The sequence below is a fragment of the Paenibacillus sp. VTT E-133280 genome (assembly GCF_002264385.1).
Classification (GTDB): Bacteria; Bacillota; Bacilli; order Paenibacillales; family Paenibacillaceae; genus Paenibacillus_AQ; species Paenibacillus_AQ nitricinens.
Genome location: NZ_NFUX01000068.1, coordinates 1 through 15,526 on the forward strand (window position 1 = coordinate 1; position 15,526 = coordinate 15,526).

General features: G+C 44.7%; 18 protein-coding genes. 16 read left to right on the top strand and 2 right to left on the bottom strand.

Annotated elements, in window-relative coordinates:
• Positions 1 to 254: 254 nt before the first annotated feature.
• The 9 genes from CA600_RS24290 to CA600_RS24330 all read left to right on the top strand — a co-directional run bounded on the left by CA600_RS24290 (position 255) and on the right by CA600_RS24330 (position 8,426).
• Entirely contained in the window at positions 255 to 977 is a 723-nt protein-coding gene (locus CA600_RS24290) for an SDR family NAD(P)-dependent oxidoreductase (RefSeq protein ID WP_094873538.1), read from the top strand.
• A gap of 41 nt (positions 978 to 1,018) precedes the next feature.
• A complete protein-coding gene (locus CA600_RS24295) occupies positions 1,019 to 1,654 on the top strand; it encodes a ThuA domain-containing protein (RefSeq protein WP_094873540.1) in 636 nt (211 codons plus the stop codon).
• A 128-nt stretch (positions 1,655 to 1,782) separates the two neighbouring features.
• Positions 1,783 to 2,175: a MerR family transcriptional regulator gene (locus tag CA600_RS24300; protein WP_094873542.1), complete on the top strand. Its 393-nt coding sequence runs from the start codon at positions 1,783 to 1,785 to the stop codon at positions 2,173 to 2,175.
• A gap of 38 nt (positions 2,176 to 2,213) precedes the next feature.
• A complete protein-coding gene (locus CA600_RS24305) occupies positions 2,214 to 2,540 on the top strand; it encodes a thioredoxin family protein (RefSeq protein ID WP_094873544.1) in 327 nt (108 codons plus the stop codon).
• A 165-nt stretch (positions 2,541 to 2,705) separates the two neighbouring features.
• Complete coding sequence (locus CA600_RS24310; RefSeq protein WP_256989996.1) at positions 2,706 to 3,629, top strand: RNA polymerase sigma-70 factor; 924 nt, start codon at positions 2,706 to 2,708, stop codon at positions 3,627 to 3,629.
• 85 nt (positions 3,630 to 3,714) lie between these two features.
• Positions 3,715 to 4,152, top strand: coding sequence for a carboxymuconolactone decarboxylase family protein (locus tag CA600_RS24315; RefSeq protein WP_094873548.1), 438 nt, complete (start codon positions 3,715 to 3,717; stop codon positions 4,150 to 4,152).
• 210 nt (positions 4,153 to 4,362) lie between these two features.
• On the top strand, positions 4,363 to 6,105 hold the full coding sequence (locus CA600_RS24320) for a spore germination protein (protein WP_256989997.1): 1,743 nt from the start codon (positions 4,363 to 4,365) through the stop codon (positions 6,103 to 6,105).
• Between the two features lie 27 nt (positions 6,106 to 6,132).
• The gene (locus CA600_RS24325; RefSeq protein WP_094873550.1) at positions 6,133 to 7,224 is read left to right on the top strand and encodes a GerAB/ArcD/ProY family transporter; all 1,092 of its coding nucleotides are present in this window, start codon (positions 6,133 to 6,135) and stop codon (positions 7,222 to 7,224) included.
• On the top strand, positions 7,221 to 8,426 hold the full coding sequence (locus tag CA600_RS24330) for a Ger(x)C family spore germination protein (RefSeq protein WP_094873552.1): 1,206 nt from the start codon (positions 7,221 to 7,223) through the stop codon (positions 8,424 to 8,426). The genes CA600_RS24325 and CA600_RS24330 overlap by 4 nt, the downstream gene beginning before the upstream one ends.
• Positions 8,427 to 8,448: 22 nt before the next feature.
• Here the strand turns inward: CA600_RS24330 and CA600_RS24335 are convergent, their stop codons facing one another.
• Positions 8,449 to 9,333, bottom strand: coding sequence for a CHAD domain-containing protein (locus CA600_RS24335; RefSeq protein WP_094873554.1), 885 nt, complete (start codon positions 9,331 to 9,333; stop codon positions 8,449 to 8,451).
• A gap of 178 nt (positions 9,334 to 9,511) precedes the next feature.
• On the opposite strand from CA600_RS24335, the gene CA600_RS24340 reads away from it, so the two are divergent.
• Complete coding sequence (locus CA600_RS24340) at positions 9,512 to 10,441, top strand: lipoate--protein ligase family protein (protein WP_094873556.1); 930 nt, start codon at positions 9,512 to 9,514, stop codon at positions 10,439 to 10,441.
• A 71-nt stretch (positions 10,442 to 10,512) separates the two neighbouring features.
• On the opposite strand, the gene CA600_RS24345 is transcribed toward CA600_RS24340, so the two are convergent.
• A complete protein-coding gene (locus CA600_RS24345; protein ID WP_094873558.1) occupies positions 10,513 to 11,292 on the bottom strand; it encodes a carbon-nitrogen family hydrolase in 780 nt (259 codons plus the stop codon).
• 163 nt (positions 11,293 to 11,455) lie between these two features.
• Here CA600_RS24345 and CA600_RS24350 point away from each other — a divergent pair, with 163 nt between their 5' ends.
• The 6 genes from CA600_RS24350 (at position 11,456) to CA600_RS24375 (ending at position 15,456) form a co-directional block, all read left to right on the top strand.
• Positions 11,456 to 11,884: a MarR family winged helix-turn-helix transcriptional regulator gene (locus tag CA600_RS24350; protein WP_094873560.1), complete on the top strand. Its 429-nt coding sequence runs from the start codon at positions 11,456 to 11,458 to the stop codon at positions 11,882 to 11,884.
• A gap of 42 nt (positions 11,885 to 11,926) precedes the next feature.
• Positions 11,927 to 12,568, top strand: a complete 642-nt coding sequence (locus tag CA600_RS24355; protein ID WP_094873562.1) for a nitroreductase family protein — start codon at positions 11,927 to 11,929, stop codon at positions 12,566 to 12,568.
• 27 nt (positions 12,569 to 12,595) lie between these two features.
• On the top strand, positions 12,596 to 12,889 hold the full coding sequence (locus CA600_RS24360; protein ID WP_094873564.1) for a putative quinol monooxygenase: 294 nt from the start codon (positions 12,596 to 12,598) through the stop codon (positions 12,887 to 12,889).
• Positions 12,890 to 13,061: 172 nt separating this feature from the next.
• The gene (locus CA600_RS24365) at positions 13,062 to 14,630 is read left to right on the top strand and encodes a phospholipase D-like domain-containing protein (protein ID WP_094873566.1); all 1,569 of its coding nucleotides are present in this window, start codon (positions 13,062 to 13,064) and stop codon (positions 14,628 to 14,630) included.
• 61 nt (positions 14,631 to 14,691) lie between these two features.
• Entirely contained in the window at positions 14,692 to 15,069 is a 378-nt protein-coding gene (locus CA600_RS24370) for a hypothetical protein (protein WP_094873568.1), read from the top strand.
• Between the two features lie 60 nt (positions 15,070 to 15,129).
• Positions 15,130 to 15,456 (top strand): ArsR/SmtB family transcription factor, encoded by a 327-nt coding sequence (locus tag CA600_RS24375; protein ID WP_042123860.1) that lies wholly within the window; start codon positions 15,130 to 15,132, stop codon positions 15,454 to 15,456.
• Positions 15,457 to 15,526 lie beyond the last annotated feature (70 nt).

A 15,526-nucleotide genomic window follows, 5' to 3' on the forward strand; every position in this document is an offset into this window, starting at 1 on the left:
TATATTTCTCGCATAAACGCTTACCGTCCTAAAGGACGCTGAAGGCGTTATTGCTTGCTAACAATTGTGTTGTTAACAACCTGTAATCATGATTGTAACATATATCAAAATTAAAACAAAAAGGATTCTTAAAGGCTTGCACAAGAGGCGCTATACCTGAAACCAATTGCGTTGAAAAAAAGAGTTCAGCATGCTAAGGTGGACAGAAGCAACATGCCTAACCATATCGCTAGGAGATAGGAGTGTTCAGAAGAATGAAGAGAGTTGCATGTGTAACTGGAGCAGACCGGGGGCTCGGACTGTCGCTTGTACGCTCGTTGCTGGCCAAACAGTTCTCCGTATTTGCAGGACAGTTTTTGAAAGAATCAGAAGATTTGAAAGCGCTTAAAAAGCAATATCCTGATCAACTGGAGCTTATCCCCCTAGATATCAGTATTAAAGACAGTGTGAAACAGGCTGCAAGAGTAATAGCAAGTAAAACCGGATATGTCGATATTATTATTAATAATGCAGGGATTATCCGTTCGGCTGATAATGCTACTGTGCTGGTAGAGCTGGATGATGAAGGCATGGCAGAAATATATAATGTAAATACGCTTGGCGCGTTAAGAGTCAGCAATGCACTTATGGGACTGCTGCTACAAAGTGAGGATAAGTTAATCGTCAATATTTCCTCGGAAGCGGGTAGTATTGCCCGGAATAAACGTATCATTATGTATGGCTATTGTATGTCGAAGGCAGCACTAAATATGCAGTCCTCCTTGATGCATAATCATCTGAGAACACTTGGCGGTCAAGTGATGGTGTTCCATCCCGGCTGGCTGCAGACCTTTATGCAGGGTAAGAAGGATGAGCAAGCGGACACGACACCGGAAAAGTCGGCAGAGCAGATTATCGGTCTTGTATTGAATCATTCAAAATATATGGGCGAGGAACCGGCCTATCTGGATATGGATGGAAGCTCTTGGCCGTGGTAGTACGATATCTCAAATAAGATAAGAAGAAAGGCGCTGATCATATGTCTACACTAAAAGCACTTGCACTTGGAAGCTACGCGGAGGTTAAATATCACCCCTTTGCAGGCGTGGACCGGGAGATTGAGCAAATACTGGCCAATGATCTTCAGGTGTTCTCTTCAGAGGATTACGGGCTTCTTAATAATAAAACGTTGTCTGACCACAAGCTGGTAATCTCCTACACCGAATTTTCGGATGACAAAATCCCGGTGGAACAAAGCGCTGCTTTGCTATCCTATGTGGCTGGCGGGGGCGGACTGCTAGTGGTACATAACGGAATTTCCTTACAACGGAATCAGGAGCTTGGTGTTATGCTGGGCGCACATTTCACCCATCATCCAGAGTTTACTTCTCTGCAGATGTCCATTCCCGCACGTGAGCATCCCATTATGCAGGGAATTGAAGAATTTGTGATTGAAGATGAGCCATATTATTTTGAGATGCATCCTCATTTTGAAACGACGGTGCTCGCTGAATATCCTCATGAGGGAGCGATGCGACAAGCGGCTTGGTGTCATGAATTTGGCCTGGGGCGGGTAGTTTATTTAATGCCGGGGCACCATTTACCTTCATTTTCGGTAGAGCCATTCCGCGAAATGATTCGTAGAGGCGGGCTTTGGGCGGCAGGATTATTGTAGGATGTTGTAACATCATAATGAATCCAACTGTGGGATAACTACGGTTGGATTTTTTTTGTTGACTCTGACATTGGTGTCAGGGTTTATACTGGGGTAGAACAATTCTCATGAACCCCGGGGAGAATGATATGAAAATAGGTGAGCTTGCTAAATTAACGGGCGTAAGCGTCCGGTCAATTCGTTATTATGAGAGTCAAGGATTAATCTCGTCGATCCGTCAGGCCAATGGATATCGGGAGTACTCTCCACTCGCTGTGGAGACGGTAGAAACGATTAAATTATATTTGAACCTGGGTCTGTCCACAGAACAGATTGCGGGCTTTCTACATTGTGTCTTGAAGAACAAAGAAGCCTTCTGCGCAGAAGTGATGCCACTATACCACAGTAAACTTGAAGAGATTGAACGTCAGCTTGTAGAACTGAATCAGATTAAGCACAATTTGAAAGAAAGAATGGCATCTATCTTGCGAGAGCAGAACGAGTGTAGTTTAGAGGCATGTACACTGGAGAGTTTGGAGTAGGTACTGCTAGAGTTGAAAACTATGAGGAGGAAAGACAAATGGCTATTACAAATGCAAATAGCGCTGATTGGGTGCGAGCAGAAATACGCGGTGGTGGAACGGTGTTGGTAGATTACGGTGCGCCATGGTGTCCCCCTTGCAAGGTACTGCTGCCCCTTTTGGAGGACCTTCATCAAGAATATGGAGACGATGTTTCTATCGTAAAGGTGAATTGTGACGAACTGCCGGATCTGGCTGGGGAAGCTGGTGTTATGGGGATGCCTACAGTCATTGTATATAAAGATGGGCAACCAATGGAAAAGTTGGTTGGCTTACGTCCGATAGCAGCCTACCAAGGGATATTGAACAAGGTTATTCAAGCATAGGGCATTGGAATTTAGTTGTATTTTGATGCTATATTGATCTCAAGCTGAGAAGGCGTTAATAAGCCACATCCGGATATTTTCCTGCGTACGCTCGATAGGCTAGAAGTAAAGCCCTAGGAGAGCGTCTATATTGTTGATTATCCGCTGAACGATGTAGACGCCGCGGTGAGCCGTGACGGTATGAAAGGCACAGCATTGGAAGGAGTAGCCCGTATGGATTTTCAGGTCGCATATACCAACTATCACTCTCTGCTGCAAGCAATCGCTTACCGTATGACCGGCTCTATAGCAGATGCAGAGGACCTCGTTCAAGACGTATTCATCGAGTACAGCAAGCTACAAACAATAGATATCACCCATCCGAAAGCTTACTTAATCCGTATGATTACAAATCGTTGCATCAACTATATGCAATCCGCCCGTATAAGGAGAGAGCAATATGTCGGCACATGGCTGCCGGAGCCGCTCGTCAGCTTTACGAATGGAAGCGGCGATAATCCTGCTGATCTCTTCGATCACGATGAAAATGTATCCTACGCCCTGCTCGTCATGCTGGAACATTTATCGGCTGTCGAGAGAGCCGTCTTCATCTTGCGCCAATCCTTCGCTTTCGAATATAGCGAAATTGCCGATGTATTAGGAAAATCAGAAGCCAACTGTCGAAAAATATTTAGCCGCGCTAATGATAAGCTGCATCAACAATCGCCCGTTCTACCAGATAATACGGCTCAGGCAACACCTCTAGCGACAGCATTCCTTGCAGCTGCGCGAGGCGGCAACGTCGATGCGCTTGTTAGTCTGCTGGCCGAGGACGCGCTGCTTACGTCGGACGGCGGTGGTAAAGTTCGCGCAGCGATCTTCACCATCACGGGCAGAGATCGTGTTCAAGCTTTCATTGAAGGTGTCATTACGAAGGGCTTCCTCGGAGATTCGCAAAGGATGGTGCTACTTAACGGCCAGCTGGGCATCGTCATCTATCGGGATGGCCGGCCGCTTAAGGCGATAAGCTTCCAGCTTGATACGGCCGGGGAGCGGATCGAGCATATTTATATCGTACTCAATCCCGATAAATTACAACGAATGGGGTAACCTGTCACAAACGGAGCTTCTGCATTGTCTTATTAGTGAAACAATCAAAAGATAACCGGTCTATAGCCGGAGAGGAGCTATCCCCATGGAACAAAGAATGGATCTGGCCGGTGAAATCCCAGCCGCATACAAAGCAATGATGGGTCTTGAAGCGTTCGTACAATCGACAGGCATGGAGAAGTCGTTATTGGAGTTAATCAAAATCAGAGCGTCACAAATTAACGGCTGCGCCTTCTGTATAGATATGCACACGAAGGATGCCCGCAAGGCAGGCGTGTCGGAACAGCGCATCTACATGCTGAACGCATGGCGTGAAGCGCCGTTCTACAGCGACGAGGAGCGCGCAGTGCTTGCCCTGACCGAATCGGTTACGCTCGTGACGCAAGGACATGTACCGGACGATGTCTATTCGGAAGCGGAGCGCCATTTCGATACTAAGCGACTTGGCGAGATCATCATGGCAATTGTTACAATCAATGCATGGAATCGCATCGCGATCACCACTCGCATGTTGCCGCAATAAACTTTAATCACGTCAGCCGAACGCCGAAGGCTAGCACCTTACCATCTCTGAAATTTGTTAATTATGGGATCTGAAGATGATCTCATGACGCTCTAAAGATCATATGAAGTTTAACTTAGGGAGACCCCATACTGTGGGGTCTTTTTTGTATGCATGAATTATCCATCTTCGGTAAAAAATACGGTCACAGCTACGAAGGAGGTGTTAGCGGTGTGGAATGAGGTAATAGAATTAATTCCAAGTTGGGAAGTGGTTTTCCAAGGGATTATGATCTTCTGCGTCCCGTTTATCATACTTCGATCAATAAGTTGGGCTAAAGCTAAAGAAGATCGAATAACGACCAGGGCTAAAAAAGCCATAGGCAGCAAAGGTGGGGGAGTTCCATATGGAGAAACATCCAGAGGGAAAAGCATCTCAGAAGGGTCTAAGGAGCAGCAAAGCACAGATAAAGTAACTAAGGATAAGGGTGAAAGATTAACTTACAGTGGTCATTTAAACGAGGATTTGCAGACATTCAAAGAGATCAGTGCGGATATGCATGATGTGAATATAAGGGAATTGCGAATCGGAAGCATACAGACAAGGGCAGCGTTGTTGTACGTAGACGGGCTAACGGACAAAGACAAAATGGATCAGAATATATTAAAGCCGTTAATGAATGCGTATCAGCCTTTTAAAGATATGAATACCATACCGGAAGCGAAAGATCTACAAGATATTCTCATCCATGAAATATTGCTCATTTCGGAAGTTGAGCTCACGGATAATGTATACCTCTCCCTTCAAAAAGTGTTATTTGGATCTGCCATACTGCTCGTAGAGGGGATATCAGAGGTTTTTGTGCTTAGTAGTCCAAAGGGGGCTACTAGAGGGATTCAAGAGCCAGAATCTGAAGCAGTCTTGCGGGGATCGCGAAGCGGATTTAATGAGACATTAAGCGACAACACGGCAATGCTGCGTAGACACGGGCAGAGTACGGAGCTAGCGATGATTTCTTTTACTGTAGGCAAGAGAATGCAGAAGGAATTGATCCTAACGTATATCAAAGATATTGCGAATGATGAGCTTGTAGAAGAGGTCAAACGAAGAATTAAAACGATAGATATAGACGATGTTCAAGAATCTGGTTATGTGGAGCAATTAATCGAAGACAATAGCTTCAGTCCTTTCCAGCAGATTCAGAATACAGAAAGACCAGACCGCGTAATGGCAGCACTCCTGGAAGGAAGAGTAGCTATCTTAATTGATGGTACGCCCTTCGCCTTGATTATGCCGGTTACCTTCGGAATGTTACTGCAATCGCCAGAGGATTATAACGATCGCTGGATGGTAGGGTCGCTGCTACGTCTGTTACGTTTTTTTGCGGCAACGATATCATTGTTTGCGCCGGCACTATATATCTCTTTTCTCTCGTTCCAACCTGGATTGATTCCAACAAAGCTGGCCATTTCCATTATTGCCTCCAGGCAAGGCGTTCCCTTCACTGTATTGATCGAAGCATTGATTATGGAAATTTCGATTGAAATCTTACGGGAGGCTGGACTTCGTTTGCCTAAACCTATCGGTCCGGCAATGGGGATTGTTGGCGGTCTGATCATCGGACAAGCCGCAGTAGAAGCTGGAATTGTGAGTCCTATCTTAGTCATTGTAGTTTCAGTTACGGCTGTTTCGTCCTTCTCTATGCCAATGTATAGTGCAGGGATGACGCTTCGAATGCTCCGGTTTGCAGCCATGTTTTTTGCAGCGATCTTTGGATTATACGGAGTTGTACTTTTTTTTCTTTTGCTTAGTAGTCATTTAATTAAGCTGAAGAGTTTTGGTGTTCCCTATCTTGGTCTGGCAGTCCCGAATAAGACAGTCAATTGGAAAGATTTTATATTCCGTATGCCTTTGCAATTTTTAACCGGGCGGCCTACATTGTTGAAACCAAAGGACCCTTTGCGTAAAGGGTAAGAAGTTTAGGTAAAGGAGGAAGAGTACATGAGCGCCGAGGTAAAGGACCGAATAACTGCTATTCAAGCGACGATCATTCTAGCCAATTATACGATTGCGGCAGGGGTACTTACGCTTCCTCGGACCATTGTAGAGGCCAGTGGCAGTCCAGATGTATGGATAAGTATTTTGTTAGGGGGAGTAATCTCTTTTTTGTCAGGATTGATTATTGTGAAGCTTAGCCAACGGTTTCCAGGTCAAACTTTTTTTCAATATATTGGGAAGATTATCGGCAAACCACTCGGAATAGTTCTTACTATAGGAGTCGTGGGTTATTTTATCAGTATCGCCGGCTTTGAGATACGTTCGGTGCAGGAGGTAACCTCTTTTTTTCTACTGGAAGGTACACCTCCTTGGGCGATTGTGGCTGCTTTTATGTGGATTGCCTTCTATTTATGCAGAGGAGGAATTAATGCGATCACTAGTATGTGCAGACTCATTGTTCCAATCACCTGGACAGTATTTATTGGGGTTTGTCTGCTTAGTTTTGAAGTTTTTGACCTCAACAACCTTCTACCAATACTTGGAGATGGATTGGAGCCTGTGTGGAAAGGGATCAGACCAACCATCCTAACCTTTACAGCTGGAGAAGCAATGCTGTTCATTGTTGCTTTTATGGACAAACCTCAAAAAGCAGTAAAGGTAATCATTGCTGGAACCTGTATCTCGACGATATTTTATACCCTAGCTGTTGTAGCGACCATAGGGGCTTTTTCTATAGATGGAGTGATCACAAGAACCTGGCCGTTTCTCGATCTTGTAAGAAGTTTTGAGGTGAACTATCTCATTTTTGAAAGATTTGAGTCGTTGTTGTTGGTGATCTGGATTATGCAGATCTTCTGTACCTTTTGTATTGCCATTTATGCAGCGTCTTTAGGGTTGTCTCAAGTCATTCATAAAAACTTTAAAGGTTGTTTGTTGGCGATACTTCCGGTTGTCTATGTAATTTCTAGAATTCCACCAAATGTGAATGCTCTGTTTGCTTTAGGAACAGGTATCGGTGATTGTATGCTTATTCTATTCGGATTGCTTCCGTTGCCATTGTTAATTATCACATACTTCCGGAGGGCTGCTTCATGAAAAAATGGAGGTTGTGGGTTGTACTCTCTATCGCATGTTCGCTGTTATCAGGCTGCTGGAGCAGCACACCGATCGAGGAATTAAACATGCAGATTGGTGTTGCACTGGACAGTGCTGAGGAACCAGGAGGCGAGGAGGCAGCTAAGCCGGAGGGTGGAAATCATAAGAAGCCTGAAAAAATAATAAGTACCTATCAATTTACGATTCCACAAGGATCAGGAGGGGCGATCATGAAGTCTTCTGCTAGTTCATCCTCCTTTAAGAATTACTATAATATGAGTGAAACCAGCGATTCTATCTTTGAAGCGATGAGGCAGCTTTCGCTGCGTACTAGACGCACTCCGATTGGCCATCATCTGAAGGTCATTATAATCAGTGAAAAGCTTGCTCGTTCCAATAACCTTACTAAAATCATAGATTTCTTTACTCGGGATAATGATATCCGTCCGAGTGTTATGTTATTTGTCAGCAAAGGAATGGCCAAAGATGTATTGGAAAATGCACTGCCGGGTCAGACGCCTGCTTTTGTACTTGAAGGCATATTCAATAACAGAGACCGGAATATGGGGATTTGGGAGCCGGTATCTCTGGCAAAAGTAGTTGGGCCTTTGCAAGCAAAGAAAAGTTTCTTATTGCAAAATGTTATCCCTATTGATCAGGAGACAAAGCTATCAGGAGCGGGTGTATTCAACGGCGGAACGGGAAAACTTGTTGGCTTTTTGGATGAGTCGGAGCTGGAGGGGATGGCCTGGCTGACCGGAAAGGGGCTGGGAGGAGTGCTTAAAACGTATGATCCGGATAACAATAATCTCTTAACCTATGAGGTGAAATCCATGCATAGCAAAATCAAAGCGAATGTGAACAATGGTCAGATTTCTTTTAATGTGAAAATAAAATCTACAGGTAGATATGCTGAGGTCTTTGCCGAAAAGCCAAAGAAATTACATGACGGAATTGTAAAGAAGGATAAAGCCTTGCTGCAGAAGCGTGTCCTGGAAATGGTGCAAGCTACTGTAACAAAAATGCAGAAGGAACTGCATACCGAAGCTGCCGGTTTCGGCACCAGCCTACATAATCAGCATCCAGCCGTATGGCGGAGCGTCAAGGCTAACTGGGACGAAACCTTCAGCAAAATTCCGATTACCTATGAAGTAAACCTGAATATTGAAGAATACGGTGCGTCAGATACAACAGCTGAATAGAAAGGTTGCAGACAATTCAGAGCTATTTCATGTGATGGGTGACAGGTATTACATCATTTTGATGCAGCGCATCAAGTACTTCGGTTTTTAATTGTTCAGTAAAGGTATTCCATGTTTTTTTGCCGATATCGAGTTCTTCACGTCCAATAGTGTTTAGTGTTTCTAACCAGAGGCGTTTATCGTTAATTAGCCCGAGCTGGTCTTGGATCTGCTTATATATTTCCTCATGGGCATGAAATTTTTGATTTAACGCAAAAGAGGCTGCACTAGCCGTATATCGCAGTTCCTTAGCAGCCATCCTCAGCTCATGCAGTGCGTCGAAGGCTGCTTCAGATTCGGCATCTTGTCCACGAAATATAACCTTGCAAGCTTTTTTCTTCTGCTCGTAAGCTACCTCAAGTTCGCGCATGACAACATTGGCATCTTTTTTCGCTACCAGGGCCTCAAGCTGTTCACTTAGGAAGACTTTCCACTTCTCATCCAGATCTTCATTGATTAGCTTAGGCAGCTCATCGGCCAGCTTCTTACGATAAGTTTTGCGCTTGTCCTTTTGGTGGTCGATCACTGCCTTCAACAATTCTGCGGTCTTTGTATCGCCGTTTTCCTTGGCGTGTTTGCGTTTAGTCTTGAACGATTCGATCAGAACGTCTGCATCTCTGACCTTGCCTAATCGCTTTTGGGCTTTTTCAAATAAGGGGTATAGCCCTAGAGTATGGCCAGGGTCGAGAATGGATAGCAGTGTTAACAGCTTGCGGCAGTTCACTCTTGCTTGATGAATATCCTCGTCATCGAATTTGCTAAGTGCATCATGGCAGTAATCCCAGAAATCAATATACAGCAGGTTAAGTGCCTGTTCCCATTGTCTTGTCTTGGTTAACTGTCGTTCCTTCATCACTTCCACTGTCATGCGGCATCACTCCTTAACGTTGTGTATAGCATGAACCTAAGGCTACCCCCTATTCGAGCTGGGGCATGTTCGTATACTATAAGGATAGCGTTATCATAACCTCATTTCAATTCTGATTTCGCACTAGCGAGGCAGATCGATTACAATATCACAGATAATACGGGAAAGAGGGGAATTGGTGGATACTCGGGAGTACGATGGAATGATCAATGGATCTGTTGATAGAAGTAAAGAAGTCATCGGACTTCCTGCAGAAATGGGACTTTTCCAGCATCTAATCTTAAAGAATGACAGTATAGATGAGGAAGCAGGGGGCATCGGGGAGATGCTGATCCCGTTCGCCTTTGAAGAGACCCTTTGCAGGGATGTCGGATCGGGACTTGTTCCTCCTAGTCTGCACCTATGGAGTCATTCCGGGGGTGTGGTGCTCGGCCTACGGGACAGCAAGCTTCCGAACGCGGCTCAAGCGATGGCTAAGTTAGAGCAGCAAGGAATTCGTACAGCGGTAAGACATTCCGGTGGTGCTGCGGTGCCTCTGGATGATGGAATTGTTAATGTTTCGCTAGTGCTCCCCAAAGGACGCGGAAAGCTGGACTTTCATGATGACTTTAGGCTTCTGGCTTCTCTGATCACTGAGGCAGTTGCTATGAGTCATCCACAGGCTGCTGCTCAAATTCAGGCTGGTGAAATTGTTGGTTCTTACTGCCCGGGGGACTTCGATTTGGCGATCGGTGGGCGAAAATTTTGCGGCATTGCTCAGCGCAGACAAAATAATGCCTATTTCGTGCATGCATTTGTAGTGGTTTCGGGTTCGGGACAGGAACGTGGTGAGCTCATTCATAAATTTTATGAGCAAGCCTCAGGAGGAGACTCAGCATTATCTTATCCACGGGTTCGTCCAGAGACGATCGCTGGGCTTGGTGAACTAGGTGGACCGAATGCTACTGAAGTATTTGCCGAAGGCATTAGACAAGCATTAGCCCACCGTGGAGTGGTGCTTAAATCCTCTGACAGGCTACAGCAGGAGACGGGATATTTCTTGGACTATGAAGATCGGCGTGTTCTGGATGCTGCGCGAGTCCTGCATGAACGTTATGCCCAAAGATAAATGGATATTGAGCATCGTTAAAAAGGACGTAACAGAAAGCTGGCGAGAGGCCAGCATCTGTTACGTCCTTTTTAATCATATAAGTCGGGACGTCTGTCTGCAAAAATAGGGATTTGTGCTCGAATTTCACGCACCATATGTAAATCGATATCCCCCGTTAGGATTTTTTCCCCTTCAGCAGCTTCACATAAAATATCTCCCCAAGGATCAATTATCATAGAATGCCCAGCAAAGGTGTTGTAAGGGTCGCTTCCTGCACGGTTGCAGGCTACTACATAACATTGGTTCTCGATTGCTCGGCTGATCAGTAGTGCACGCCAATGTGATAGCCTGGATAATGGCCATTCTGCACTAACAAACAAGATTTCTGCACCTTGTGCGGTATGAGCGCGAACCCATTCTGGAAATCGGATATCATAACAGATCAATCCGGCACATAATGTGCCCTCCAATGTGAAGAGACCCTTGTCTTCTCCCGGCTGCAAATATAGATGTTCATCCATTAGCTGAAATAAATGCAGCTTACTGTATTCGCCAACGAGTTCTCCAGATCGATTAAATACAAACATACGATTAGTTACACCGGAGGCGTTCCTGCTAGCGACTGAACCAGCGACGATATTGACGTTGTATTGTCTGGATAAGCCGGAGATGAATTCCTTGGTGATTTCTCCTTCTGGATCGCCAATATCTTCTAGTCGGGCCAGATCATAGCCAGTGGTCCAAAGCTCAGGGAGAATAAGACAGTCGGGGGCTGTGGCGGCAGCTTCACTAATTTTATTTGCTGCAGCAGCATAATTCACATCGGGATTGCCAAATGCTATATCCAGCTGAATCAGGGAGATTCTCATAGGATGCCTCCTTTTTGTTCAAGACTATAGCACCATAAGAGGATAAGCAATGTTGATTTGTAAAAAATGATTTGATATATTAGTTGACGGGTCAATGATTATCAGTTAGTATAATTTTATACAAAACAATTGTATGCAATCAAATTAAAGAAGGAGGTATATTTTGACGGAGCACTATCCTGAGGAAGACCGCATATTTGAACTGCTGCAGGCATTAAACAAGGGAATCTGTCCGAAATTCGAACGATGTGCTGGGATTAGTCCCACACGGCTTCGCCTCCTGCATGAATTATTCCAAGTAGATGAAGTCAGCCAAATTACGCTGCAAAAGGGCATGGATATAGATGCGGCCGCCGTTACCCGGCACTTGAAAGGAATGGAAGAGAGTGGTACGATCACTCGCCGCAACAACCCCGCAGATAACAGGGTTACATTGGTCTCACTGACGGATCAAGGGCGGGAAAGAATGATTCAATATAGCGAAGAGAAGAGGCGATTTGTCGCTACTCTGCTAACTGGATTTAACGATCAGGAGCGAAAAGTGCTCATAGATATGCTTAATCGCCTGCAATCTAATATCAATCTGTTGTAACTGTAACTACCCAAATTACACATTCAAAGGAGAAATACACATATGAACGCTACACAAACACAAACCAATGATTTTAAAGAAATTATTACGGGTCGCCGCTCTATCCGCAAATATGATCCATCCGTTAAGATCAGCAAAGAAGAGATGACACAGATTCTTACCGAAGCTACGCTTGCACCTTCCTCAGTGAACATGCAGCCTTGGCGTTTTCTTGTCATCGAAAGTGATGAAGCTAAAGCTACACTAGCGCCTCTTGCTCGCTTTAATGGTGTACAAGTTGAAACCTCTGCCGCTATGATTGCCATCTTCGGTGATTTGAACAATTTCGACTATGCAGAGGAGATTTATGGCACAGCTGTTGAACGTGGACTAATGCCTGCTGAAGTAAAAGAAAACCAATTGACTAGATTAGCTGCTCACTTTGCTACCCTGCCACATGAAGTTAACAAAGACACTGTGCTCATCGATGGTGCTCTTGTTGCGATGCAGTTGATGCTGGTTGCCCGTGCACATGGTTACGATACAAACCCAATTGGCGGTTATGAAAAAGATCAAATCGCAGAAGCGTTTGGCATGGAGAAAGACCGCTATGTTCCTGTAATGCTGCTTTCCATCGGTAAGGCTGTTGATGCAGGTTATCCATCTGTCCGTTTGCCTATTGATAAGATTGCTGAGTGGAAATAATAAATTACACCTTAGGAGGAAAATACAATGATCATTATTCATGCTGTGCTTAAAGTAAATCCGGAACGTCGCGAGCAGTTTTTGGCGGAGTCTAAAACACTTCTCACGGCTACTCATACTGAAGAAGGAAATCTCTCTTACGAGCTGTATGAGAATGCTGGAGAAGCAAACTCATTTATTATGGTGGAGACTTGGCGCGACGCTGAGGCCGTATCCAGCCACAACACGAGCCCTCATTTTACCGCGTTCTCAGCTAAAGCTGGTGAATTCTTGGCTGCACCACTAGACGTAAAAGTGTTTAGCGCAGAGCAAGTGAAATAAGTTATCTCGATTCTTAGTAAATCCTGGTTGATCTTAAACAGGGATGTTCCATAGCCATAATGGCTACGGGCATTCCTGTTTTTTATATTCCCCGTTTATAAAGAGGAGTTCAAGGGTATCTAACCTTACCTTGATACATGTGTACTCACAATAAAGATAGGGGATCTTACATATGGAAATACAGAAAAATATGATCGACATCTTGAACTATTACTTATCAGGCGGTTCACTTGTCCGGATTTTGGGCGAAGCTGGAGAAGAGGCGGAATGTACGCTAAAGGAGATCGACTTAGAGGCGGCCAAAGCATATCGTCAGTCCATTGGCGGAGTTATTACCGAGGGTCAACAGCTATTCCAGGTTCCTGGCTTTAACCCAAGATTGCTGGGGCATCTTACTGAAGCATTAGGCAGACTAGATTCAGACAAACTAACAGTTCTAGCCCCAGAAACCACATGGAATAACCAAGTAGATCCTTACGTGAATGGACCTGCGTGCCTTGGGATGATCATAGAAGAAATAAAGAAGGCGCAGCATTATATTCACCTGTCCGTGATGCTCTTCTTTAATGACCGTTCAGGCAATCTGGTTGCAGATGAATTATTTCACGCTCTTAAACGGGGGGTGAAGGTACGGATCATGGTCAATTACACGCTGACAGCATTAGGGTATGAGAATAATCTGGCGTTTGGCCAATTCTCCAAGATTTCTGAAAGGCTTGAGAATGCAGGAGCTAAACTGCTGGATACCTTCAATTCGTATTATACAGCCGTAGAATGGCGTGTGAAGCGGAAGGTGCTGGAGCAGCAAGGTGTACCGGAAAGCATCCTGTTCTTACAGGATAAAGTACAAGAGGACGTAGAGATCACTGGACTGAATGTCATTGATCATCGGAAGTTTATGGTCATTGATGGGGTAACCTCTATTATTGGCAGTCTGAACATTGGGGATCAGTACACATACATGACGCCTGTTCAGGCATCATCTGCGGTCAGTATAGAAGGACAACTGCAGGGGATTCCTAGTAAAAAAGAGGAGTGGCATGATGGCTGCTTCCGGATTCGTGGCGCGGCGGCGCAGTCTTTAAATGCTAAGTTTCATTCCCGTTGGTTGCTTCTGGGAGGTGATCATTTTGACGTGGAGGATGCCTTCTACCAGCCGAATATAGATTATCATTTTGGAGAGGAAGAATGTACGCTGTTTGCAAGCTTTCCGGGCAATCCAGTTAACTTCATTCAGCAATATTACTTGAATTTAATTACCTATGCGACGGAGGAGACTGTGATTGTAAATCCTTATTTGATTGATCAAGAGTTCTGGGATCGGCTGGGGGAGCTGGGGCCAGACTGTTCCTGTCATCTGAGCATCTGCAATCCGCTGAAGGTTAATGATCATCCTACCAATTCTGCGGCGGTACGAGGCAATATGTATAAGCCGTTTATCAATGGGGTTTCCTTTTATGATTACAGCTTCACAGGCCGGTTTTCACATTGGAAAATAGCCTATGACCATAGATCACGGGCGGTATTTCATGGCTCCTACAACATCAATGAGAGAAGCGCCTGCCACGATTTTGAGCTGGGAATGCTGGTGAAAGGTGAGGCCTTCGCAGAGCGGATAAAGTCTATGATCGATTATGATCTGGGTGTCTCAAGGAGAATCACGAAGAAAAATGAGTTCTTTAAGCATCCTTGGCTGCATCCTAGTACTTATCTGAACAAGGTTACCCAGAATTACACTTGATAATATCCGTTCATTGTCATGTATAATGATCGTTATAAATGATCAAGGTGGAATAATAGCTATGAAAATTAAAATTACAAAGATTGGCTTGAAAAAGGACGAGGTATTCTTTCGCACGGAGTTTGGCGAGGGTAAGGGGATCTGGTGCGGTGCTCCTGTGGAGCCAGATACGGAAACAGATGTGGAATTCGAGCTTTCGGAGCTGCTGATGAGATGGGTAGATATTCTACCTGTACCTGCTAGTGAGTTCAATATTAGGTTAGAGGGAGATAAGGTTGTTTTTACCGGTGTGCTGGAGAATATTGAAGAAGACGGGACAGGATTTTTGCGAACAGGTGAAAGTTTACTAATGTTCGAGTGTCTCGGTGAGCCTATGGCGCTTGGTGTGTTTGTAGAAGTGCAAGTTCGTAATGTGAGCATCTACCCCTTGAGTATTTGACGCTTATCAGGGACTAAGATAACATTAGATTCAGAAGTAAGCTATGAGGAGTAGAAGTCTATGAACACCGAAATTCAGCAATTTAAGACCGAATTCTTCAAGGCGCTGGCTCATCCGATGCGAATTCGTATACTGGAACTGCTCAGCGAAGGTGAGAAGAATGTGAATGAGCTACAAGCCATTCTAGGATCGGAAGGTTCTGCAGTATCCCAGCAGTTAGCTGTTTTACGCGCTAAGAATGTAGTAGCCAGTGTAAAAGAAGGTACCACTGTGATCTATTCGTTACGTGATCCTCTGATTAAAGATCTTCTGGTCGTAGCTAAACAAATATTTGATAACCATCTGGTGAATACCATTTCATTGCTCGAAGGTATGCGCGGAGAATAAAGGAATAACATTATTTTGGCGTTGACAACAGTTGCGTCCTAGAGTAATGTTTTTCTTATATTCAAATAAT